We start from the raw sequence: 21,813 nt of genomic DNA on the forward strand, positions 1-21,813 counted from the left end.
GACGCCGGTCAGGCCCGAGTCGGGCCGTCAGGGCCGGTCAGGCATTCGCGCCGGTCAGGGCCAGTCAGGCCTGTTCCGGCCGGTCAGGCCTGAAGCGGGCCGGTCAAGCCGGTCAGGGACGGCTCGGGGCGCTCGGGGCGGTTCCGGGTGCTCGGGGCAGTTCCGGGGTGCTCGGAGCGGTTCCGGGTGCTCAGGGTGCTTGCTCAGGGGACTCAGGGGGCCAGGATGTCGAGTTCCTGGAGGGCGCCGACCGTGATCTCGCGGGTGAGGCGTTCGGCGCGTACCGGGTCGCCCTCGCGGACCGCCTCGGCGACCTGGACGTGCAGGGTGACGGCGGCCGGGTCGGGGTCCTCGAACATGACCTCGTGATGGGTGCGCCCGGCCAGCACCTCCGCGACGACGTCGCCGAGCCTGGCGAACATCTCGTTGCCGGACGCGGTGAGGATCACCCGGTGGAAGGCGACGTCGTGGACCAGGTACTCCTGGAGGCGGTGGCCGCGTGAGGTGGCCACCATGCCCAGCGCGCACCGCGTCAGCTCGGCGCACTGCTCCGCCGTGGCGTGCGTCGCCGCGAGGCCCGCCGCGACCGGCTCGACCGCCGAGCGCAGGACGGTGAGCGAGCGCAGTTGGTGCGGGCGGTCGGCGCCGGCCAGCCGCCAGCGGATGACCTGCGGGTCGTAGACGTTCCACTCGGCCTTGGGGCGCACCGTGACGCCCACGCGACGGCGGGACTCGACGAGGTGCATGGACTCCAGCACACGGACCGCCTCGCGCATCACGGAGCGGGAGACGTCGAAGCGCTGGGCCAGTTCGTCGGTGCGCAGAACGCTGCCGGGCGGGTACTCACCCGCGGTGATCGCGGGCCCCAGGGCGTCCAGTACTCGGCCGTGCAGACCCCGGCCCGGAGTGGTCATGCACACAGAGTACGCGGTAGATCACGAAGCCAAAAAGTCAGACTTATTCGTCACAGCCTCTTGAATTCGTCGTACCTAATCGGCTTCAGTGTCGTCGGCGTCCATTGGCGTCAGGTGTCGAGGAAGACAGCGAGGCGAAGATGCGCACCCCCCCTGTCGTCGTGGTGATGGGCGTCGCCGGCACGGGCAAGACCACCATCGGTCCACTGCTCGCCGCCCGGCTGGGCGTTCCGTACGCCGAGGGCGACGACTTCCACCCGCAGGCCAACATCGACAAGATGTCGGCCGGCGTCCCGCTCGACGACGACGACCGCCGGCCGTGGCTCGACGCCATCGGGGCCTGGGCGGACGAGCGGGCCGGGCTCGGCGGGGTGGTCAGCTGCTCGGCGCTGAAGCGGTCGTACCGCGACCGGCTCAGGGCCGCGGCCCCCGGAGTCGTCTTCGTGCACCTGGCGGGCGACCGGTCCCTGATCGAGGACCGCATGGCGCACCGGCAGGGCCACTTCATGCCGACCGCGCTGCTGGACTCCCAGTTCGCCGCCCTCCAGCCCCTCCAGGCCGACGAGGCGGGCGTCTGCGTCGACGTCCGCGGCGGCCCCGAGAGCATCGCCGGCCGGGCCGTGACGGCGCTCGCCGGCCTCCCCGACCCGGCCGCGTAACCCCCCGCACCCTCCCCCGTCCCGATAACCGCAAAAGGAAACCCCGTGACCAGACTCAGCGTCGAGATGCTGGCGGCGGACAAGGTCGAGCCGATCACCTCGGCCGGCCACGCACAGCTGGGCATCGCCGTCCTGGCGGGCATCGCCGTGATCGTCCTGCTCATCACCAAGTTCAAGCTGCACGCCTTCCTGGCGCTGACCATCGGCTCGCTCGCGCTCGGCGCGTTCGCCGGGGCGCCCCTCGACAAGGCCATCGCCTCCTTCACCGCCGGGCTGGGCTCCACGGTCGCCGGGGTGGGCGTGCTGATCGCGCTGGGCGCGATCCTCGGCAAGCTGCTCGCGGACTCCGGGGGCGCCGACCAGATCGTGGACACCATCCTCGCCAGGGCCGGCGGCCGCTCGATGCCGTGGGCGATGGTGCTGATCGCGTCCGTGATCGGTCTGCCGCTGTTCTTCGAGGTGGGCGTGGTGCTGCTGATCCCGGTGGTGCTGATGGTCGCCAAGCGGGGCAACTACTCGCTCATGCGGATCGGCATCCCGGCGCTGGCCGGTCTGTCGGTGATGCACGGACTCGTCCCGCCGCACCCCGGCCCGCTGGTCGCGATCGACGCGGTCGGCGCCAACCTGGGCGTGACCCTGGCGCTCGGCGTGCTCGTCGCCGTGCCGACGGTCGTCGTGGCGGGTCCGCTGTTCTCGAAGGTCGCGGCCCGCTGGGTCGACGTCCCCGCGCCCGACCGCATGATGCCGGAGCGGCCCTCCGAGAAGCTGGAGAGGCGCCCGGGCTTCGGCGCCACGCTGGCCACCATCCTCCTGCCGGTCGTGCTGATGCTGTCCAAGGCGCTCGTCGACATCGTCGTGGACGACCCCGAGCACACCGTGCAGCGCGTGTTCGACGTCGTCGGCTCGCCCCTGATCGCGCTGCTCGCCGCCGTGCTCGTCGGCATCTTCACGCTGGGCCGGCCCGCGGGCTTCGGCAGGGAGCGGATCTCGCGCCTCGTGGACAACGGGCTCGCGCCCATCGCCGGCATCCTGCTGATCGTCGGCGCGGGCGGCGGCTTCAAGCAGACCCTCATCGACTGCGGTGTGGGCCAGATGGTCCTGGACGTGTCCAAGGACTGGTCGATACCGGCCCTGCTGCTGGCCTGGCTGATCGCGGTGGCGATCCGGCTGGCGACCGGATCGGCGACGGTGGCGACGATCTCCGCGGCCGGCCTGGTCGCGCCGCTCGCCGCCGACATGTCGACCGCGCACACCGCCCTGCTGGTGCTGGCCGTCGGCGCGGGCTCGCTGTTCTTCAGCCATGTCAACGACGCCGGATTCTGGCTGGTGAAGGAGTACTTCGGGCTGAGCGTCGGTCAGAACGTCAAGACCTGGTCGGTCATGGAGACCATCATCTCGGTGGTCGCGGGCGGCCTGGTCCTGCTGCTCTCGCTCGTCGTCTAGGCCCGGCCGGGACGTGCCGGAAGGAGAGGTCGTGCCGGGAAGAGGAGGAGCACGCGGATGAGTCATCCCCTGTTCGACATCGGCGGCCGGACCGCGCTGGTCACCGGCTCCAGCCGGGGCATCGGCCTCGCCCTCGCGCGGGGCCTGGCGGAGGCCGGCTGCACGGTGGTCCTCAACGGCCGCGACGCCGGACGCCTGGAGCGGGCCGCCGCCGAAGTGCCCGGCGACCGGGTCCGCACGGCCGTCTTCGACGTCACCGACGGCCCGTCCGTCGCCGCCGGGATCGCCGACGTCGAGGAACGGGTCGGCCACCTCGACATCCTCGTCAACAACGCGGGCATGCAACTGCGCGCCCCGCTGCTGGAGTTCGCGGACGCCGACTGGCACCGACTGCTGGACACCAACCTCACCAGCGCGTTCCTGGTGGGCCGGGAGGCCGCCCGGCGGATGACGGAACGCGGCCACGGGAAGATCGTCAACATCTGCTCCCTGCAGAGCGAGGTGGCGCGGCCCGGCATCGCGCCGTACGCGGCGGCCAAGGGCGCGCTGAAGATGCTCACCAAGGGCATGTGCGCGGACTGGGGCCCGCACGGCGTGCAGGTCAACGGGCTGGGTCCCGGCTACATCGAGACCGAGCTGACCCGGCCCCTGGTCGAGGACGAGGAGTTCAGCGCCTGGGTACGGCGGCGCACTCCGGCCGGGCGGTGGGGCCGCACCGAGGACCTCGTGGGCGGGGTGCTGTTCCTCGCCTCCCCCGCGGCGGACTTCGTCAACGGGCAGGTGCTCTACGTCGACGGCGGAATGACCAGTGTGCTCTGAGAGGACGTGAGGCGGATGCTGGGCTGTGTGATCCATGGTCGGGGCGACCTGCGCGTCGAGGGGCTCGCGGAGCCCTCGCCCGGACCGGGCGAGGTGTTGGTCGCCGTCCGCTACGGCGGGATCTGCGGCTCCGACCTGCACTACTGGCGGCACGGCGGGGTGGGCGACTTCCGGCTGCGCGAGCCGATGGTGCTCGGGCACGAGGTGGTGGGGACGGTGCTCGAGCACGGCTCCCCCGATCCGTCGGGCGTCCCCCTCGGCGCCGGGGTCGCCGTGCACCCGGCCACCCCGTGCGGGGCGTGCCCGGAGTGCGCCCGGGGCCTGCGCAACGTCTGCCGGGACGCCCGCTATCTCGGCAGCGCGGCCCGCACACCGCACGTCCAGGGCGGGTTCGCGGCCCGGATCGTCGTCCCCGCCGGTCAGGTGCGACCGCTTCCCGCCGGGCTCCCGTTGCGGCGGGCCGCGCTCGCCGAGCCGCTGTCGGTGGCCCTGCACGCGGTGCGGCGGGCCGGCCCGGTGGCCGGCCGCCGTGTCCTCGTCACCGGGGCCGGACCGATCGGCTGCCTGGTGGTCGCGGCGGCGAAGGCGGCGGGCGCGGCCCGGGTGACGGCGACGGACCTGCTGCCGGCGGCGCTCGGGTTCGCGCGCGCCGCCGGCGCCGACACGACCGTCCTCGCCGGGGATCCGGAGAATCCGGAGGATCCGGAGGATCAGGCGGGCCGGCCGCCGGCGGAGGAGGCGGACGTGGCCGTCGAGGCGTCCGGGGCGGCCGCCGGGCTCGACGCCTGTCTGCGGGGAGTGCGGCGCGGCGGGACGGTCGTCCAGCTCGGCATGCTGCCGCCCGGGCGGAGCCCGTTCGCGGGGAACCTGCTGGTAGGACGGGAGATCGAGCTGCGCGGGGCGTTCCGCTTCGACGCCGAGTTCGACGACGCCCTGGCGCTGCTCGCGGCACGCCCCGCGTTCGACCGTCTGATCAGCGCGGTGGCGCCGGTGACGGAGGCGGAGTCGGCGTTCGCGCTGGCGGCCGACCGGGAGCGGTCCTGCAAGGTCCTGCTGGACTTCGAAAGCTGACGTCCGCGCACGGCCGCCCGTGCGCGCGGACGGCCGGTCGGCGGGCCGGGACGACGCCACGGGCGGCGGCCGGACCGCCGACCGTCGCCCGCGGACCGCCGCCGCGGGGTCACGGGCGCCACAGGCGGTGTTCCCGCTCCGCCCACTCGCGGCTCACCGAGCCGGTGCGCATGCCGCGCCGCGCCTCCGGGTCGGCCACGGCCATGCCGATGTGGCCGGCCAGCACGACGCCGACGGTCAGGGCCAGCCAGTCGTGGACGAAGGTCGCGCTGGTGCGCCACATGATCGGGGCGAGGTGGGTGAACCACATGAGCAGCCCCGTGCCGAGCATGACCAGGCTCGCGCCCGCGATCCAGGACGCGTAGACCTTCTGCCCGGCGTTGAACTTGGCCGCCGGACGCGACTCGCGGCGCTTGTCCCGGCGCAGGGCGGCCCGCAGCCAGCGCCGGTCGTGCGGGCCGAAGCGGTTGAGGTGACCGAGGTCGGCGCGGAACGCGCGGGACGCCAGGCCCGCCAGGACGGGCGCCGGCAGGGCCAGCCCGGCCCACTCGTGGATACGGACCACCAGTTCCCGGCGCCCCACGAGCTGGGCGAACTCGGGGACGTACAGGAAGGACGCGGTCACCACGCACACGCCCATCAGGAGGGCGGTGGTGCGGTGCACCCAGCGCACGGCGGGGGTGAAGCGGCGCACTCGCGCGGCGGGCGGCGCCTCAGCTCGTAGGATCATCGTCGCGTCCGTTCGAACGGCCGACCCAGGCGTCGACGTCGTAGCCGCGGTCCTCCCAGTAGCCGGGGCGCACCTTCTTCGTGACGGTGATGCCGGAGAGCCACTTGGCGGACTTGTAGAAGTACATGGGCGCCACATAGAGGCGGACGGGGCCGCCGTGCTCGTGGCCGAGGTCCTTGTCCTGCATGCGCAGCGCGACCAGGACGTCGGGGCGGCGCGCCTGCTCCAGGGTGAGGCTCTCGCTGTAGGCGCCGTCGAAGCAGGTGAAGCGGACAGCGCCGGCTCCGGGCCGCACGCCGGCCGCGTCGAGCAGCGCGGACAGCCGTACGCCCTCGAAGGGCGTGCCGGGCACCCGCCAGCCCGTGACGCACTGGACGTCCCTGACCATCCGGGTCTGCGGCATCGCGCGCAGGTCGTCCAGTGTGTGGACGCCGGGCCGGTCGACCAGTCCGTCCACGGTGAGGCGGTAGTCCGCGGCGTTCTTGTGCGGCACGGACGAGGTCACCGAGTAGTAGCGGAAGCCGCCGCCGTTGGGGAGCAGCCCGGTGAGACCGGTGGGGTCCTTGTCGGCGGCGCCGGCCAGGAAGGCCTCCAGGCCGCGTTGCAGCGGGGGCGCGGCGATCACGCCGAGGGCGCCCAGGGCGAGCGTGCCGAGGAACACCCGCCGTCCCACGGGCGCGCCGCGCCCACCGGACGCGTCGGATACGCCCGGCGGTTCGGACGGGCGCGGTCGTTCGGGGCGTCCAGGTGGTTCGGGTCGTCCGGGTCGCTCGGACGGTTCGGGGTTCACCCCTCCATTCGAGCACCGGTGTGCCCGCCGGGGCCAGGGATCCGGGGCCGCCGTCAGACTTCCGTCATGTCTTCCCACCCGCCTCCCGGCCGCTCACCCGCCTCCCGGCCACCGCGCTGACCGGCCGGTGCGCAGCGCGCCGGCCCGGGCCGCCCGGAAGGCCTCGGCCGGATCGCGGTCCGGGTAGGACCAGGGCCGGCGGGTGAGGTGCCGGCCGATGCGCTGGAAGAGGGCGGCGGCCTCGGCCCCCCGGCCCTCGCACACCTTGGCGTGGGCGAGGAAGTTCAGGTCGACCAGACGCCGGGGGTGGTCGTCGTGCTCCCACTCCAGCCACCAGTCGAAGGCCGCCTTCATCACGTCCGGGGCCCGGCCCTCGCGCCAGTGCCCGGAGGCGGCGGGGTCGGCGGGCGCGAAGCCGTGCCCGGCCAGCACGCGGTAGCGCTCGGCGTGCGCGACGACCGGCAGGATGGCCAGCGGGGAGTCGGCCGGCGCCTGCTCGGCGGCCCATGCGGCGAAGTCGTACACCTCGTGCAGCGGGTCGGGGCCGCCGTCGGCGCGGCGGTCGGCGAGCAGGGCCACCATCAGATGGTGCGCGTGGTGGTGGTCGGGGTGCCGGGCGCGGATCTCCTCGAAGATCCGCACCGCCCGCGCGCCGCCGGTCCGCTCCAGTTGGAGCAGGCCGAGCCAGGGGGTGGGGTCCGCCGGGGCCGCCTCGGCGGACGCGAGGCACGCGGCGCGGGCGGCGTCCGGGTCCTCCTCGCCGCGCAGGGCCCGGCGGACCCGGGCCAGGGCGAGCAGGGCGGCGGCGTCGGCGCTGCCGGGTTCGGCGAGCAGCCACTCGTCGGCCCGGGCGGCCGCGCACGGATCGAGGGCGAGGACGGCGATCCGGTGCGCGCGCCGGTCCCAGTCGTCGCCGGTGTGCGCCAGCAGGGAGCGCACGGGCTGTCGTCGGCCCTGGGCCAGCGCGGCACGGGCGGCGCCGAGCCGGTCGTCGTCCAGGGCCGGGTCGGGGACCGTGTCCGGGGACAGCCCGTCGGGGCCGAGGGATGGCGGGGGTAAGAGCACCGCGGGACTTCCTCATCCTCCTCGGCGGCGGATCCGGCATCGGCCCGCGATCGGCCGATCACACACAGCCAATCCCCAGCCGGCGGCCAGCGTCAAGGGCCGGGAACCGTGACCCGTGCCGGCCGCCGCCCGGTTGCGGACGGGTGGCGGCGTCCCGCCGCTGGTGGGACCGGTCGCGGTCCGGGGCGGGCCGTGACGGTGTGGTGTACGCCATGGCGCCGCCGCGCCCGAGCCCACACCATGGCGGTACGGCCGCCGCGGCCGTACGGTCGCGCCCCGGCTCCCGGGCCCGGCGCCGAGGGCGGGTCGACCGCCCGGTCAGGGGTACTCCCGGAAGCGTCGTCCCGGGGTGGGCCCGAAGCGAAGGAGTCCGGCACTCGCAGGGGCACTGCGGGCGGCGGGACGCTACAGTCGGCCACACGCACCCCGTCCGTGGTCCGACCGGATGATCGAGGTACGCAGCGTGTCGGTACTGGTTCTGGTTCTCGCCGTGAGCGCCGCCTGCTGCCTGGGCTTCGGGTTCGTGCTCCAGCAGAACGCGGCCCAGAGGGCGCCGCTCGGCGACTTCCTCTCGCCGCGGCTGCTGCTCGACCTGATGAGGGTGCCGCGCTGGCTCGGCGGCATCGGCCTGATGGTGGCGGGCATGGCGCTGGGCGCGGTCGCGCTCGGCCAGGGCGAGATCTCCCTGGTGGAACCGCTGCTCGCGACGAACCTGCTCTTCGCCCTCGCGCTCTCCCGCCACCAGACGAAGCAGTCGCTCGGCCGTCAGGGCTGGGCCGGTCTGCTCCTGCTCGCGGGCGGGGTGACCGCCTTCATCGTGGCGGGCCAGCCGAGCGGCGGCAGCGCGGTCGCGGACCCGCTGCGGCACTGGCTGATCATCGGGGTGATGGTGGGTCTCGCGCTGCTGCTGACGGCGTACGCCAAGCGCTCGCGGCTGAGTTCGGGCCCGGTCCTGCTCGCCCTGGCGGCGGGTCTGCTCTACGGCGTCCAGGACGCCCTGACCAGGGTCAGCGGACAGCGTTTCGGCGCGGGCGGCCTCGGTGAGCTGTTCACCGGCTGGCAGCCGTACGCGGTGCTCGCGCTCGGCGTGACCGGACTCGTGCTGGTCCAGAGCGCGTTCGAGACGGCGCCGCTGCGGATGTCGCTGCCCGCGCTGACGGCGGCGCAGCCGCTGGCGGGGATTCTCTGCGGCGTGGGCTTCCTCGGCGACCGGCTGCACACCGACACCGGCGCGCTGGCCTGGGAGGCGGCGGGACTCGCGGCGATCGTCGCGGGCATCGTCCTGCTGGGCCTGCACCCGGCGATGCCCCGCGGCACGGCGCCCCGCGAGCGGGTGCCGGACTTCCAGCCGCAGTGACGGCCACGCCCCGGCCCCGGTGACCGGCACGTCCCGGTCGCGGTGACCGGCACGTCCCGGTCGCGGTGACGGGCGCGCCCCGGTCGCGCTGACTGGCGGCTCGCGATCGCGGTGACCGGCGGGTTGCGGCCGCCGGGCCGGACGGCACGTACCGCGGCGAGGCGGCCTGCTTGGATGGGCGGATGAGCGCTGCTGACGAGATCCTCGACGTCGTCGACGAGAACGACCTGGTGGTGGGGCGGTTTCCCAGAGGGCGTGTGTATGCCGAAGGGCTGCGCCACCGCTGCGTCTTCATCCAGGCCCGGGACGCCGGCGGCCGGCTGTTCGTGCACCGGCGGACCGCGACCAAACTGGTCTTCCCGTCCCTGTACGACATGTTCGTCGGCGGTGTGGTCGGCGCGGGCGAGACCTACGACGACGCCGCCCTGCGCGAGGCCGAGGAGGAGCTGGGAGTGAGCGGTCTGCCCCGGCCCCGGTTCCTCTTCAAGTTCCTCTACGACGGCGGGTCCGCCGGGAGCTGGTGGTCGGCCGTCTACGAGGTCCGCTGCGACCTGCCGTTGCGTCCCCAGGTGGAGGAGGTGGCCTGGCACGCGTTCCTGCCGGAGGAGGAGGTGGAGCGCCGTCTGCCCGTGTGGGAGTGGGTCCCGGACGGGCTGGCCGCGTACCGCCGGCTGAAGGAGTTCCGGGCGGCGGGCTGAGCGGCGCGGCAGCGTCCGAGGGCTCCGGGCGCGGCGGCGGAGGGCGGGTAGGGTCCGTCGCGTGATCGAGTTCGTGCGGAACGTCCGGCTGTGGTTCGCGCCCGAGCAGGTCCGGGAGGAGGGCAGCACGCCCGACTACCGGTTCTCGCTGGCCAACGAGCGCACGTTCCTGGCCTGGCTGCGCACCGCGATGGCGCTGATCGGCGGCGGTTTCGCCGTGGACCAGTTCCTGCCGGACCTGCGCTGGGGCTGGCGGGTCGGGCTGGCGCTGGCCCTGCTCGGGGCGGGCGTGCTGTGCTCGTTGCGCGCGGTGAACCACTGGATGCGCTGCGAGCGGGCGATGCGCCGGGGCGAGGACCTGCCGGCGTCCCGCTTCCCGGCGCTGCTGGGCGTGGTGGTCGCGGTGGTGGCCCTGGCGATGGTCGTCGTGGTGCTGGCGGGGTGGGACGGGTGAGCGGCCGCACGCCGTCCCCGCGCGATCCCGGACTGCAACCCGAGCGGACCCGGCTGGCCTGGCGGCGCACGACGCTGGCGAGCACCGTCACCGCCGTGCTGGCCGTGAAGGCCGCGCTGAACGGCACGGGCGGGACGTCCGCGTCCGGGGTCGTCGCCTGCGCGCTGGCTTGCGGTCTGTGGCTGGCCTTCCTGCTGCTCGCCCACCGGCGGATCCGGTCCCTCGCGGCCACGGCGCGTCCGCGGGCGCTGGCGCCGCGGCACGCCGCGTCGGTGGTGCTGTGCACCATCGCCACGGCGGCGTGCGCCCTGGCCCTGGTCGTCTGCTAGCCGGAGGCCCGGCCGCCGCCCCGACCGGCCCCGGCGGCTACCCGGCGGACGCCCCCGCACCGCGCTCGGCGGCGTCGTCGGCCCACGGCACCGTGACGACGATCTTGCCGCGGGTGCGGCCCTCCTCGCTCAACCGGTGCGCCCGCGCCGCCTGCTCCAGCGGGAACGTCTCGGAGACGTGCACGCTGACGACGCCCTGTTCGGCCAGTTCCGCCAGTCGGGTGAGGTCCTCCGCGTCGGGCCGGACCCAGCAGTAGCGGCCGCCGTAGCCCACGACGTCGCCGTCGGCGATCGACGCCAGGCGTCCCTCCGGGGCCAGCAGGTTGGCGGAGACCTTCAGGGTGTCGCCGCCGATCGTGTCGAACGCCGCGTCGACCCCCTCGGGGGCCAGCCCGCGCACCCGCTCGGCCAGTCCCTCGCCGTAGACGACCGGCTCGCCGCCCAGGGAGCGCACGAAGTCGTGGTTGGCCTCGCTGGCCGTGCCGATCACCCGGGCGCCCAGGTGGCGGGCGAGCTGCACGGCGATGGAGCCGACCCCGCCGGCCGCCGCGTGGACCAGGACGGTCTCGCCGCGCTTCACCTGGAGGGCCTTGGTCAGCACCTGGTAGGCGGTGAGGCCGGTCAGCGGCAGGCCCGCCGCCTCCTCCCAGGTGAGGTTGCGCGGCTTACGGGCGAGGGTGCGCACCGGCGCGGCCACGTACTCGGCGAAGGTGCCGCGCGACAGGAAGTCCTCGCGGACGTAGCCGATGACCTCGTCGCCGACGGCGTACTCCGCGACGGACACGCCCAGCCGGACGACGACCCCGGAGACGTCCCAGCCGGGGACCACCGGGAAGACGGCGTCGATCATCGGGTCCAGGTATCCCTCGCGGCACTTCCAGTCGACGGGGTTCACGGCCGCCGCCCGGACCTTCACCAGCACCGAGTCGGGACCGATCTTGGGCTCACGGACGTCCCCGTACACGAGGGTCTCGGGGCCGCCGTAGCGCGAGTAGCTGATGGCCTTCATGGTTCCGACCCTCCGTGGTCCCCGAACGCGACGCAAGCGGACATGACCGACGAGTGACCGGGACTGCGGGCAGGAGCGGGCGGGCGGACGGTGACCGCGGCTCCGCGGGCCCCACGGCTTCACGGCCTCGTCCGGGGGCGTCGGCGTCTATCGTGGCCCCGATCACGTTGGGCGTGACCACTGGACGGCATACCGACCGGTCGGCATCATGAAGGGGTCCTGTTCACCCGTCCCGCCCACAGGAGCGACGCATGAGCCCCGACCACCCGCCCGGACTCGACCTCGACCGGCTGCGCGCCCTGCTGGAGCGCGAGCGTCCCGGTCTGGTCCACGGCCCCCTGACCGGCCGGCTGATCGAGGGCGGGCGGTCGAACCTCACCTACGCGGTCTCCGACGGCGAGGGCGACTGGGTCGTCCGGCGGCCTCCGCTCGGGCACGTGCTGGCCACCGCGCACGACATGCGGCGCGAGCACCGGGTGATCAGCGCGCTGCACCCGACGAGCGTGCCGGTGCCGCGGCCGGTGCTGCTGTGCGAGGACGAGCAGGTGCTCGGGGCGCCCTTCTACGTCATGGAGTTCGTCGAGGGCACCCCGTACCGGACGGCCGACGAACTCGTCCCGCTGGGCGAGCGGCGCACCCGGGACGCGATCCTGTCGCTGGTGGACACCTTGGTGGAGCTGCACGCGGTGGATCCGGCCGCCGTGGGCCTGGCCGACTTCGGCCGCCCCGAGGGCTTCCTCGACCGGCAGCTGCGCCGCTGGGGCAAGCAGCTGGACGCCTCCCGCAGCCGTGACCTGGCCGGGGTCGACGAGCTGCACGCGGCTCTCGGCCGCGAGCTGCCGCACTCCCCCGCGCCCGCCGTCGTGCACGGCGACTACCGGCTCGACAACGTGCTGATCGGCCCGGACGACACCATCCGGGCCATCCTCGACTGGGAGATGTCGACGCTCGGCGATCCGCTGACCGACCTCGGCCTGCTGGTGATGTACAGCGTGCCGCTCACGCTGCCGGACTCCCCGATCTCCACGACGGCCTCCGCCCCCGGCCACCCGTCGCCCGCCGAGCTGGTCGAACGGTACGCGGCCCGCTCCGGGCGGGACGTCTCGGCGGTCTCCTGGTACACGGCGTTCGCCTGGTTCAAGCTCGCCGTGATCCTGGAGGGCATCCACTACCGGTACACGCTGGGCCAGACGGTCGGACGCGGCTTCGACCGCATCGGCGAGCTCGTCCCCGTCTTCATCGAACACGGACTGACCACTCTCCAGGAAGGCTGACCGGCATGGACTTCACGTTCGACGCCCGTACCGAGGAACTCCGCGCCCGGCTGCTCGCCTTCATGGACGAGTACGTCTACCCGGCCGAGGCCGTGGCGGAGGAGCAGCGGGCGGCGCTGGCCTCGCCCTGGGACACCCCGGCGGTGGTCGGGGAGCTGAAGGCGCAGGCGCGCAGGCAGGGCCTGTGGAACCTGTTCCTGCCCGACGCGGAGCACGGGGCCGGGCTGACGAACCTCCAGTACGCGCCGCTGGCCGAGATCACCGGCCGTTCCCCGCACCTGGCGCCGACGGCCCTGAACTGCGCCGCGCCCGACACCGGGAACATGGAGGTGCTCGCGCAGTTCGCGGACGAGGCGCAGAAGAAGCAGTGGCTGGAGCCGCTGCTCGCCGGGGAGATCCGGTCGGCGTTCGCGATGACCGAGCCGGAGGTGGCCTCCTCCGACGCCACCAACATCACCACGCTCATTCAGCGGGAGGGCGACGAGTACGTCGTCACGGGGCGCAAGTGGTACATCTCCGGGGCGATGAACCCGGACTGCAAGATCTTCATCGTGATGGGCAAGACGGACCCGGGCGGCGCCGACGTCCGCCGCCAGCAGTCCATGGTGCTCGTGCCGCGCGACACCCCGGGCGTCACCGTGCGCCGGGCCATGAAGGTGTTCGGCTACGAGGACCACTCCCACGGCGGCCACGCCGAGGTGGTCTTCGACCACGCGCGCGTGCCGGTGACGAACCTGATCGGCGAGGAGGGCGGCGGTTTCGCCATCGCCCAGGCCCGGCTCGGCCCCGGCCGCATCCACCACTGCATGCGGCTGATCGGCATGGCCGAGCGGGCGATCGAGCTGATGTGCCGCCGGGCCGTCGCCCGCGACGCCTTCGGCAAGGCGCTGGCCCAGCAGGGCGTGGTCCACAACTGGATCGCGGACGCCCGGGTGACGGTGGAGCAGCTGCGGCTGCTGGTGCTGAAGACCGCCTGGATGATGGACACCGTCGGCAACCGGGGCGCGCACACGGAGATCCAGGCCATCAAGATCGCGACGCCTCGCGCGGTCGTCGACATCATCGACCGGGCGATCCAGCTGCACGGCGCGGGCGGCGTCAGCCAGGACTTCCCGCTGGCGGAGCTGTACGCGAGCGCGCGCACGCTGATGATCGCGGACGGTCCGGACGAGGTCCACCAGCGGTCGCTGGCGCGCCGGGAGCTGAAGAAGTACCTCTAGGGAACCGGTCACGGGATCCTGGGACGGGAACCGGTGAGGGGCGGTCGCCGCGGCGGCCGCCCCTCCCGCGTGCACCCCTGGCACGGCCCCGGAAGCTACGGCCGCAGTGCCCGCAGCAGCAGGTCGGCGAGGTGGTCGGCGACCTCCTGCGCGCCCATCGGGCCGTCCGGGCGGTACCAGGTCGACAGGTGGTGGACGGACCCGAAGTGGTAGTCCACGACCAGGTCGGCCGGGGTCGCCGTGGAGAACACGCCGGTGCGCTGGCCCTCCTCGACCAGGGCGCGGAAGCGTTCGTGGTAACGCCGCCGCTCGGCGCGCACCTGCTTGTTCTTCTCGGGGCCGAGGTGGTGCATCGAGCGGAAGAAGATCATCGCGTCGTCGAGGTTCTCGATCGTCGTGACGACGACGTCCGCGGCCGCGCCCCGCAGCCGCTTCTCGATCGGCTCGTCGGCGTCCGCGAACGCGTCGAGGCGCTCCTGCTGGACGCGCAGCACGCGCGCGTAGACCTCGTGCAGCAGGTCGTCCTTGGAGCCGAAGTAGTGGTACAGCGCCCCCTTGGTGACGCCCGCCGCCTCGACGATCTCCTGCACCGAGGTGCGGTCGTAGCCCTGCTCGGCGAAGAGCCGGGTGGCGGCGGCGAGCAGCCGCTGCGGCACGGGCGTCCCGTCGCCCTCCGTGGTCCTGGGCACTGCCGCCACCTGCCTTCTTCCTCGATGCGTCACTGGCCGTCGTGTGCGCGGGAACGCAGTTCCCGACGGAGGATCTTGCCACTCGCCGTCTTGGGCAGGTCCGGCAGGATCTCCACCTGACGCGGATACTTGTACGCCGCCAGCCTGTCCTTGCAGTAGGCCGCGAGCGTACCGGCATCCGCGTCGGCGCCGGGACGCAGGCTGATGTAGGCCTTGACGGTCTCGCCGCGGTAGCCGTCCGGCACGCCGACGACGGCGGCCTCGCGCACCGCCGGATGCGTGTACAGCACGTCCTCGACCTCGCGCGGCCAGACCTTGAACCCGGACGCGTTGATCATGTCCTTCTTGCGGTCGACGACGTACAGCCAGCCCTGTTCGTCCATGAAGCCGATGTCGCCGGTGCGCAGCTCGCCGTCGGGGAAGGTCTCGGCGGTGGCCTCGGGCCGCCGCCAGTACCCGGGCACGACCTGCGGGCCCCGGACGACGATCTCGCCCTGTTCGCCGAAGGGCGCCTCCGCCCCCTGGTCGTCGAGGATGCGCACGACGGTGTCGGGGCCGGGCACTCCCACGGCGAGGGTCCCGGAGGCCGGGTCGACCGGCGCCTCCCGGCCGGGCGGCACCGAGGCGCAGGGCGCGGTGCACTCGGTGAGGCCGTAGCCGTTGCGGATGTAGGGGCCGAAGCCGGCCCGGAACTTCTCCACCAGGGCCGGCGGGAGCGGTGCGCCGCCCGAGGAGATGTGCGCGAAGGACGCGAAGTGGTCGCGGGTGCAGGACGGGTGGGCGGCCAGCGCCATGAAGGCGGTGGAGGGGCCCACTGTGTAGTGCGGCCGGTGCTCGGCGAACGCCTCCAGCACCACGCCCGCGTCGAAGCGGTAGGTGAGGACGAGGGTGCCCGCGCTGTTGAGACAGGCCACGAGCTGGCAGACCATGCCGGTGATGTGGAACAGGGGCGCGAGCGCGTAGTAGACGGGCGCGTCCGGCAGGTGCAGCCCGGTGCGCTGGCGCTCGGCGTTGTGCATGATGTTGCCGTGCGTGTTGGTGGCGCCCTTGGGGGCTCCGCTCGTGCCGGAGGTGTAGCTGATCAGCGCGATGTCGTCGGGGGCGGCGTCGCGGCCCTCGGGCGCCTTGTGGCCGGCGCGGGCGACGGCGGTGAGGTCGTCGGCGTCGGGGGCCTGCGGGAGGCGTTCGAAGGCGAGCACGCGCGCGTCGCCCCGCGTCTGGAAGTCCAGCTCGCAGCCGGTGAGGACGATCCGCACGGGCGAGTCGGCGGCGGTGTCGCGCAGATACGTCTCCCACGCGCGGTCGGAGCAGACCAGCGCCGCGACCTCGCCGTCCCGCAGGACGTGGGCGACCTCCCCGCTCTTGTACATGGGGTTCACCGGGACGACCGTCGCGCCGGCCTTCCACGCGCCGAGCAGGGCGAGGACGAAGAGCGGGGAGTTCTGCAGCACGACGGCGACCCGGTCGCCGGGCGCCAGACCGCGGGCGGCGAGGTGGCCGGCGACGGAGTCGCTGAGCTCGTCGGCCTCGCGGTAGCTGAGCCGGCCGTCGAAGTAGGCGAGGAAGGCGCGGTCGGGGGCCTCGGCCACGGACCTGCGGAAGGCGTGCACCGCGGAGTCGGCGGGCTCGATCGGGGCGCGCTGGGCGTCGTCGAGGAGGGCCAGCCAGGGCTTGGCCGCGTACCGGGAGGCGGGCTGGGTCATTCTGCGGTCTCCCACTTCTGCTGGAGGTGGTTCATGTTGGTCAGCCAGCGGTCGGGTTCCGCGGCGCGCGTCCGGTAGTACCCGGCGACCTCGGGGTGCGGCAGGATCAGGAAGCGGTCCTCCGCGATGCCGTCGAACAGGGCGTCCGCGACGTCCCGGGGGTCGATCGCGGTGGGCTTGAGCACCAGGTCGCCCGCGCTGCCGGTGGCGGCCAGCATGTCGGTGCGCACGCCCTGGGGGCAGATCGCGTGGACCTGGACGCCGCGGTGGCGGTAGGTGAGCGACAGCCATTCGGCGAAGGCGTACGCGCCGTGCTTGGTGACGCTGTAGGGGGCCGCGCCGATCATGGTGAGCAGCCCGGCGGCGGAGACGGTCGAGACGAACCGGCCGCGGCCGCGCTCCAGCCAGTGCGGCAGCAGCGCGTGGGCCGCGCGGACATGGGCCATGACGTTGACGTCCCAGGCCTGCGCCCACACGGCCTCGTCGGCGGACTCGGCGCCGCCCGAGGCGACCCCGGCGTTGGCGCAGTACACGTCGACGACGCCGCCGAGCGCCTCGCGGGCCCGGTCGACGATCGTGGAGGCGTCGCCGGGCACCGCGATGCCGCCGATCTCGGCGGCCACCGCCTCGGCCCGCCCGGCGTCCAGGTCGTTGACGACGACCCGCGCGCCCTCGGCGGCGAAGCGGCGGGCCAGTGCGGCCCCGATGCCGCCTCCCGCTCCGGTCACGACCACTGCGGCATCCTGCACGGCTTCCACCATCGGTCTCCTTCGACGCGACTGCGGCACGAATCGGCTCTGCCCGCCAGACTAACCAGTCGGTATGTTGCGGCGGAAGGGTTACCCGGGGATCGCCGCCGAGTCCGGCGGCCGTGACCCGTCCCCGCTCCGCGGGAGTCGTGGCCGACGGCCGGCCCCATGGTCGCAGGGGTCCCGCCGCACGACGGCGGCGGGCCGCGTCCCTGAGGACCCGGCCCGCCGCCGCGGGACTTCCGGTTCGAGGCGGACCCCGCCGGACTACCGGTGCGAGGTGAACTCCACCACCTGCTGGAAGGTGGGGCGGTTCTGCCAGCTGATGTTGCCGTGCTTGATGCCGCCCAGCGTGCGCTGGACGATCGAGTCGGCGCACCACTGGTTGCCCGCCGCGCACAGGGTGTCGCCCGGGTAGACCTGGGCCGCGGTCTGGCCGGCCGCCGTCTTCAGGGTGGCGATCAGGACGTCACGGCAGCCGCTGAGGGTGCCGCCGCCGCAGTACGTGCGGGTCAGCCCGCCCTGCACCGGCTCGCCGAGCACGGCCCGGACGTCCTTGTCGACATAGCTCCACCAGCCGTACTGGAAGGAGCTGCCCGCGTGCGCCCCGGTCGGGCCGTGGGCGGCGGACGGGGCCTCGTCCACGGGCAGGTTGGCGGCGAACGCGCTGTACAGGTCGGCGCCGAGACCGGGTTCGAACTCGGCCTTCACCAGCAGCGGCCACCACGCGTCCAGGATGCGGATCGCGTCGGCGTCGGCGTACGCCTTGGAGCCGGCCGTCGTCTCGGTGCGCCTGCCGCCCGCCGTGAGCCAGGTCTGGAGCCTGGTCACCGCGGCCGCGGCCGTGGAGTCGGTGACCGGGGAGCTGGTGACCACCTTCAGCAGGTCGGGCAGCACGTCCTCGGCCCGCAGGTCGACGAGCGCCGCCTCGGCCATCGCGGCCGTCAGGGAGGCGCGGGTGACGCCGCCGGCCGCGACCAGCTTCTTCACCCGGTCCTCCAGCAGGTTGCCGCGGTGCACGGACCCGTCCCCCCACGAGGCGGTGGCGTAGTCCTTGGCCTGCTTGTTGTTCCAGGAGATGTAGTAGTCCTGGTCGACGGAGTTGGGGTGCGCCGAAGGGGGCGTGTACGCGGCCGAGTTGGTGGCCGGGACCCAGTCCTTCCACTCGTACGCGGGCTGCGCCCACACCGGGAACTCGGCGTCCACTCCGCTCGCCCGCACCGGGTTGTCGCCGCTGTTGTAGTACGCGGTGTGCGTGGAGTCGGCGTAGAACCAGTTGAAGGTGTAGTTGATGTGCTGGACCGCGCTCTGGAAGGTCTGCGGGCTCTTGACGTAGTCCGGGTCGTTCAGCATCTGGAAGCCGATGATCGAGTCGGCCTCGTGCATGTACGACGAGCGCAGGGTGGTGTAGGCGACCTTCTTGCCGCCGACGGTGGCCCGGTACTGCACGGGCCCGTACTTGGTGCGGTAGACGCGCATCGTGTACGAGCCGGCCGCCGTCCCGTCGGCGGTGGTCGGCTTCCAGGCGTTCTTCTGCTCGACGACGTCCATGGCCGTGCAGGCGCCGTGGTACAGGTAGTGGTAGTCGTCCTGGCACAGTTCGACCGCGTAGGAGTCGATGATGTCCTGGCCGGAGGTCGTGGCGCTCCACGCGTAGTCCTGGCCGCGGCCGAGTTCGACGTACATGCTCAGGCCGGCGAAGGAGGCGCCGCGGGCGCTGATGCCCGGCCCCTGGATTTCCTGGAGCATGAGCAGCTGGGGGGCGAAGTAGCCGGTCTGCGGGCCGAAGACGGCGATCGGGTGTCCGCTCGCGGTCGACCTGCCGCTCACCACCAGGGCGTTGGACATGCCGCGCCGGGCCGAGCCGAGGGCGGACGCGGTGGCCGCCCGGGCGGCGGCGGAGGCGTTCTGGTCGCCGCCGGTGCCCGCGGCGTCGTAGACCAGCGGCTGCGTGGTCACCGAGCCGGCGTCGGGCAGCGCCTCGCCCTGCGGGTTCGCGGGCTTGACGGCGTACGGGAAGCTCTTCCCGTCGTGGACGGTGAGCACGGCCTCGGGGTCGTTGCGTTCGCGGAACGCCTCCCAGACCCGGGTGCCCTGCTCGACGCCGTACTTCTCCTGCGCGGCGAGCAGCGACACGGCGTTGCCGACCTCGCCGCCGCCGCCGGAGCCGAAGAGCGCGCCGATGACCGAGGCCAGCGCCACCATGTCGGTGATCTTGAAGTGGTCGATGGCGCCGGCGTTGGTGATTGAGTCCTTGTGGCCGGTGAGGACGTATTCACCGGGGAAGTAGCGGCCGCTGTCGGAGGCGTCGATGTAGGCGTTGATGCCGGCCAGGTAGGCGTCCACGTCGGCGAGGGCCTGCTGACCGCGGGCGCCGTTGGCGGCGACGGCGTTGTCGATCTGGGCCTGGAGGTCTGCCTCGGTGTACGGAGCATTGCGCCAGAACTGCTGTTCCAGGCCCTGGTTGGAGGGCGCGCCGCCCGCGAACGCGGTGAGCCCGCCGCGGCCGACATGGCGGAAGACGTCCATGAGCCAGAGCCGGTCCTGGGCGGCGGCGTACCCGGCGCCGAACTCGGTGCCGTACCGGGTGGTGCCGGTGATGTGCGGGACGCCCGTCTTCTTGTCCCGGACGATCGTCACGTCGGAGCGGCCCGCCGGCTTCACCGTGGAGGCGACTTGAGCCGAGGGAACGCCGAAGGACGCGTCGTTGAAGAAGGTGTTGATCGTCGCGTTGGTGAGTGCGGGGTAGCCCTTGGCGAGGTTGGCGTAGGGGCCGAGCTGGTCCTCGGCGTGCTCGGGCTGGGTGCCGAAGGCCTGGTTGAGCAGGATCTGGGCGAGCGTCGCGTTGCCGTTCTCGCCCGGCGGCAGGATGTCGGAACACTGGCCGCCGCAGTAGTCGTTCGAGGCCGTGGCGTCGGCGGCGGCCGCGACCTGGGTGAGGGGCGACAGAAGACCTGCGATCAGCGCGCATACGGACGCCGTCTTCAGGAACCCGGGGAATCTGCCGGGAGTTCTCAGTCTGTCGAGTGTGTTGCGTGGGGTTCGCCGTGGCATCGGCTGCTCCTAGCGATGGGGGTGGCCGGAAGGTTACCGCCGGTAGCCCCCAGTTTTGAAGATGAGCATGCGTCAAGTTTTCGGCGCGTGGAGGCAATCGGAGATCGGAGGGAGCCGAATCGCATGTCGATACGTCTATTCGACGACGTCCGTACGACGACGCCGAAGTGACCGAAGTTCAGCTGCAAATGTGACGGAGGTGCAAGGCGATGGCCGGTTTCCGGAGTCTGGCGAGACAGGTGCGGGACCCGCGTTGCGATCTGGCGCTACGGCGGTACTCGCTGCGCAAGTGCCTCGAGCGGTTCGCTCCCTACGGACACAGGGCGACCTGGGACCACCTGTGCTCCCGGGCCGGGTTCGGCCCCGAGGACCGCTCCCCCGACCCGGCGCGGCTCGTGGCCGCGCTGGACGAGCTGGAGGAGGCCCGGGCCGTCTGGCTCGCCTACGAGGCCGAGTTCGCCGAGCGCCGCAGGAAGGAGAAGCACGACGGGCTGCGCAGACCCGGCACCGTGGACGACTGGCACCGGCTGACCTGGGGCGGTTTCGGCGTCGCATGGTGCGACGACCCGCGGGTCCACCCCCGTGAGCCGCTCGCCGAGGTGCTGCGCAGGCTGATCGCCGCCCTGGAGCGCGAGCCGGGGGCCGACTGCCCGGTGTGCGGCGGCGCGGACCTGCCCTGGAAGTACGAACTGGACCACGAGCCCTCGGCGGGCCCGGTGTGCGCGGACTGCGGGATCCTCGTGCCGCGCCCGGTGCTCACCCCCGAGGCCCTGGCGTACGCCAGGCGTGGACGACTGCTGATGTCCGCCTGAGAGCACGGCGCGATCCGAGGGCACGGCGGGGGCGGGGAGCACGGCGGGGCGGTGCGCCGGGGATGCCGCACCTCCCCCTTCCGTCGGCGGGGGGAGCCGAGGCCCGCCTCGGCCCGTTGTCGGTGGCGGGTGTCACCATCGGGGCATGGTGCAGGTCTGTCTGAACGGAACCCGGGGCGCGGCGGACGGCGCGGTCGTGCCGCTGACGCCCGAAACGCTGGCCGAGTCCGCGGCGGAGGCCGTCGCCGCGGGGGCCACCGACATCCATGTCCACCCCAGAACGCCGTGCGGCCGGGACTCGCTGTCTCCCCGCGTGGTGGCGGCGGTCCTCGACGCGATACGGGCGCGGGTGGCGGTGCCGGTCGGCGTCACCACCGGCGCGTGGGCCGAGCCGGACCCCGCGCGGCGGCTCGCCCTGATACGCGGCTGGACGGCGCTGCCCGACCACGCCTCGGTGAACTGGCACGAGCCGGGCGCGGAGGAGCTGGCCGCGGCCCTGGTCGAGCGGGGCGTCGGCGTGGAGGCGGGAATCTGGTCGGGGACGGACGGGGCGGCACGCTTCGCGGCCTCGCCGCTCGGCCCGCGCGTGCTGCGGGTGCTCGCGGAGGTGACGGACACCGCCGAGGACACGGCCGTGCCGGCCGCACGGGCTCTCCTGGCCGAGCTGGGGCCCGCGTTCGGCCGCCCCGTCCTGCTGCACGGCGAGGACGGCGGTGCCTGGCCGGTGCTGCGACTGGCGCAACGGCTGGGACTGTCCACCCGCATCGGCCTGGAGGACACGCTGCACCTGCCGGACGGACAACGGGCCTCGTCCAACGCCGAGTTGGTCGCACGGGCGACGACCCGGCACGACCTGAGGCGGCCGGGCGTCGGGTGAAGTGGACCTGGGAGTAACGCACTTGAACGCCGAAGTCCCCGTGGACGGTAGCAGTCGTCAATCCGGTCGCTCCACCCGTTTCTCGTGGGGACAGTAG

General features: G+C 73.5%; 21 protein-coding genes. 12 read left to right on the top strand and 9 right to left on the bottom strand.

The window, feature by feature from the left end; all coding sequences use genetic code 11:
• Positions 1–212: 212 nt before the first annotated feature.
• Positions 213–914 carry a FadR/GntR family transcriptional regulator gene (locus tag OG802_RS07020; RefSeq protein ID WP_329408254.1) on the bottom strand — a complete coding sequence of 234 codons (702 nt, stop codon included), beginning with the start codon at positions 912–914 and terminating at the stop codon, positions 213–215.
• 140 nt (positions 915–1,054) lie between these two features.
• On the opposite strand from OG802_RS07020, the gene OG802_RS07025 reads away from it, so the two are divergent.
• Genes OG802_RS07025 through OG802_RS07040 form a run of 4 tightly spaced genes read left to right on the top strand, consistent with a single transcriptional unit; the run spans position 1,055 to position 4,906 of the window.
• Positions 1,055–1,573: a gluconokinase gene (locus OG802_RS07025; RefSeq protein WP_329408255.1), complete on the top strand. Its 519-nt coding sequence runs from the start codon at positions 1,055–1,057 to the stop codon at positions 1,571–1,573.
• Between the two features lie 45 nt (positions 1,574–1,618).
• Positions 1,619–3,016 (top strand): GntP family permease, encoded by a 1,398-nt coding sequence (locus tag OG802_RS07030; RefSeq protein ID WP_329408257.1) that lies wholly within the window; start codon positions 1,619–1,621, stop codon positions 3,014–3,016.
• Between the two features lie 57 nt (positions 3,017–3,073).
• Entirely contained in the window at positions 3,074–3,835 is a 762-nt protein-coding gene (locus tag OG802_RS07035) for an SDR family oxidoreductase (RefSeq protein ID WP_329408259.1), read from the top strand.
• A gap of 15 nt (positions 3,836–3,850) precedes the next feature.
• Positions 3,851–4,906, top strand: a complete 1,056-nt coding sequence (locus tag OG802_RS07040) for an L-idonate 5-dehydrogenase (protein ID WP_329408260.1) — start codon at positions 3,851–3,853, stop codon at positions 4,904–4,906.
• Positions 4,907–5,015: 109 nt separating this feature from the next.
• Here the strand turns inward: OG802_RS07040 and OG802_RS07045 are convergent, their stop codons facing one another.
• From OG802_RS07045 to OG802_RS07055, 3 genes are all read right to left on the bottom strand, one after another.
• Complete coding sequence (locus OG802_RS07045) at positions 5,016–5,636, bottom strand: cytochrome b/b6 domain-containing protein (RefSeq protein WP_329408261.1); 621 nt, start codon at positions 5,634–5,636, stop codon at positions 5,016–5,018.
• Positions 5,620–6,426 carry a molybdopterin-dependent oxidoreductase gene (locus OG802_RS07050; protein WP_443055193.1) on the bottom strand — a complete coding sequence of 269 codons (807 nt, stop codon included), beginning with the start codon at positions 6,424–6,426 and terminating at the stop codon, positions 5,620–5,622. The genes OG802_RS07045 and OG802_RS07050 overlap by 17 nt, the downstream gene beginning before the upstream one ends.
• A gap of 93 nt (positions 6,427–6,519) precedes the next feature.
• Entirely contained in the window at positions 6,520–7,491 is a 972-nt protein-coding gene (locus OG802_RS07055) for a hypothetical protein (protein WP_329408264.1), read from the bottom strand.
• Positions 7,492–7,954: 463 nt separating this feature from the next.
• Here OG802_RS07055 and OG802_RS07060 point away from each other — a divergent pair, with 463 nt between their 5' ends.
• From OG802_RS07060 to OG802_RS07075, 4 genes are all read left to right on the top strand, one after another.
• The gene (locus OG802_RS07060; protein ID WP_329408265.1) at positions 7,955–8,848 is read left to right on the top strand and encodes a DMT family transporter; all 894 of its coding nucleotides are present in this window, start codon (positions 7,955–7,957) and stop codon (positions 8,846–8,848) included.
• Between the two features lie 182 nt (positions 8,849–9,030).
• Positions 9,031–9,546, top strand: coding sequence for an NUDIX hydrolase (locus OG802_RS07065; protein ID WP_329408267.1), 516 nt, complete (start codon positions 9,031–9,033; stop codon positions 9,544–9,546).
• Positions 9,547–9,607: 61 nt separating this feature from the next.
• The gene (locus OG802_RS07070) at positions 9,608–10,000 is read left to right on the top strand and encodes a YidH family protein (protein WP_329408268.1); all 393 of its coding nucleotides are present in this window, start codon (positions 9,608–9,610) and stop codon (positions 9,998–10,000) included.
• Positions 9,997–10,329, top strand: coding sequence for a DUF202 domain-containing protein (locus tag OG802_RS07075; RefSeq protein WP_329408271.1), 333 nt, complete (start codon positions 9,997–9,999; stop codon positions 10,327–10,329). The genes OG802_RS07070 and OG802_RS07075 overlap by 4 nt, the downstream gene beginning before the upstream one ends.
• Before the next feature lie 37 nt (positions 10,330–10,366).
• Here the strand turns inward: OG802_RS07075 and OG802_RS07080 are convergent, their stop codons facing one another.
• Positions 10,367–11,338, bottom strand: coding sequence for an NADP-dependent oxidoreductase (locus OG802_RS07080; protein WP_329408273.1), 972 nt, complete (start codon positions 11,336–11,338; stop codon positions 10,367–10,369).
• 251 nt (positions 11,339–11,589) lie between these two features.
• Between OG802_RS07080 and OG802_RS07085 the strand changes: the two genes are divergently transcribed.
• The gene (locus OG802_RS07085) at positions 11,590–12,612 is read left to right on the top strand and encodes a phosphotransferase family protein (protein ID WP_329408275.1); all 1,023 of its coding nucleotides are present in this window, start codon (positions 11,590–11,592) and stop codon (positions 12,610–12,612) included.
• Between the two features lie 5 nt (positions 12,613–12,617).
• On the top strand, positions 12,618–13,832 hold the full coding sequence (locus OG802_RS07090) for an acyl-CoA dehydrogenase family protein (RefSeq protein WP_329408277.1): 1,215 nt from the start codon (positions 12,618–12,620) through the stop codon (positions 13,830–13,832).
• Between the two features lie 95 nt (positions 13,833–13,927).
• Here OG802_RS07090 and OG802_RS07095 read toward each other — a convergent pair whose 3' ends face one another.
• The 4 genes from OG802_RS07095 to OG802_RS07110 form a co-directional block, all read right to left on the bottom strand.
• Positions 13,928–14,521, bottom strand: coding sequence for a TetR/AcrR family transcriptional regulator (locus OG802_RS07095; RefSeq protein WP_329408279.1), 594 nt, complete (start codon positions 14,519–14,521; stop codon positions 13,928–13,930).
• 29 nt (positions 14,522–14,550) lie between these two features.
• On the bottom strand, positions 14,551–16,224 hold the full coding sequence (locus OG802_RS07100) for a class I adenylate-forming enzyme family protein (RefSeq protein ID WP_329408281.1): 1,674 nt from the start codon (positions 16,222–16,224) through the stop codon (positions 14,551–14,553).
• A complete protein-coding gene (locus OG802_RS07105) occupies positions 16,221–16,985 on the bottom strand; it encodes an SDR family oxidoreductase (RefSeq protein WP_329408283.1) in 765 nt (254 codons plus the stop codon). Before OG802_RS07105 ends, OG802_RS07100 begins: the two co-directional genes overlap by 4 nt.
• A 255-nt stretch (positions 16,986–17,240) precedes the next feature.
• Complete coding sequence (locus tag OG802_RS07110; protein ID WP_329408285.1) at positions 17,241–20,027, bottom strand: penicillin acylase family protein; 2,787 nt, start codon at positions 20,025–20,027, stop codon at positions 17,241–17,243.
• A gap of 209 nt (positions 20,028–20,236) precedes the next feature.
• Here OG802_RS07110 and OG802_RS07115 point away from each other — a divergent pair, with 209 nt between their 5' ends.
• The gene (locus OG802_RS07115) at positions 20,237–20,839 is read left to right on the top strand and encodes a hypothetical protein (protein ID WP_329408287.1); all 603 of its coding nucleotides are present in this window, start codon (positions 20,237–20,239) and stop codon (positions 20,837–20,839) included.
• 145 nt (positions 20,840–20,984) lie between these two features.
• Positions 20,985–21,716, top strand: a complete 732-nt coding sequence (locus OG802_RS07120; protein ID WP_329408289.1) for a 3-keto-5-aminohexanoate cleavage protein — start codon at positions 20,985–20,987, stop codon at positions 21,714–21,716.
• Positions 21,717–21,813 lie beyond the last annotated feature (97 nt).

This window comes from Streptomyces sp. NBC_00704 (assembly GCF_036226605.1).
GTDB lineage: Bacteria > Actinomycetota > Actinomycetes > Streptomycetales > Streptomycetaceae > Streptomyces.

What these genes read in the sequence shown, in the direction of transcription:
- OG802_RS07105 (WP_329408283.1), bottom strand. Translation starts at nt 16,985, where the DNA reads ATGGTGGAAGCCGTGCAGGATGCCGCAGTGGTCGTGACCGGAGCGGGA.
- OG802_RS07080 (WP_329408273.1), bottom strand. Translation starts at nt 11,338, where the DNA reads ATGAAGGCCATCAGCTACTCGCGCTACGGCGGCCCCGAGACCCTCGTG.
- OG802_RS07115 (WP_329408287.1), top strand. Translation starts at nt 20,237, where the DNA reads ATGGCCGGTTTCCGGAGTCTGGCGAGACAGGTGCGGGACCCGCGTTGC.
- OG802_RS07120 (WP_329408289.1), top strand. Translation starts at nt 20,985, where the DNA reads ATGGTGCAGGTCTGTCTGAACGGAACCCGGGGCGCGGCGGACGGCGCG.
- OG802_RS07110 (WP_329408285.1), bottom strand. Translation starts at nt 20,027, where the DNA reads ATGCCACGGCGAACCCCACGCAACACACTCGACAGACTGAGAACTCCC.
- OG802_RS07045 (WP_329408261.1), bottom strand. Translation starts at nt 5,636, where the DNA reads ATGATCCTACGAGCTGAGGCGCCGCCCGCCGCGCGAGTGCGCCGCTTC.
- OG802_RS07025 (WP_329408255.1), top strand. Translation starts at nt 1,055, where the DNA reads ATGCGCACCCCCCCTGTCGTCGTGGTGATGGGCGTCGCCGGCACGGGC.
- OG802_RS07090 (WP_329408277.1), top strand. Translation starts at nt 12,618, where the DNA reads ATGGACTTCACGTTCGACGCCCGTACCGAGGAACTCCGCGCCCGGCTG.
- OG802_RS07085 (WP_329408275.1), top strand. Translation starts at nt 11,590, where the DNA reads ATGAGCCCCGACCACCCGCCCGGACTCGACCTCGACCGGCTGCGCGCC.
- OG802_RS07100 (WP_329408281.1), bottom strand. Translation starts at nt 16,224, where the DNA reads ATGACCCAGCCCGCCTCCCGGTACGCGGCCAAGCCCTGGCTGGCCCTC.
- OG802_RS07065 (WP_329408267.1), top strand. Translation starts at nt 9,031, where the DNA reads ATGAGCGCTGCTGACGAGATCCTCGACGTCGTCGACGAGAACGACCTG.
- OG802_RS07020 (WP_329408254.1), bottom strand. Translation starts at nt 914, where the DNA reads ATGACCACTCCGGGCCGGGGTCTGCACGGCCGAGTACTGGACGCCCTG.
- OG802_RS07035 (WP_329408259.1), top strand. Translation starts at nt 3,074, where the DNA reads ATGAGTCATCCCCTGTTCGACATCGGCGGCCGGACCGCGCTGGTCACC.
- OG802_RS07040 (WP_329408260.1), top strand. Translation starts at nt 3,851, where the DNA reads ATGCTGGGCTGTGTGATCCATGGTCGGGGCGACCTGCGCGTCGAGGGG.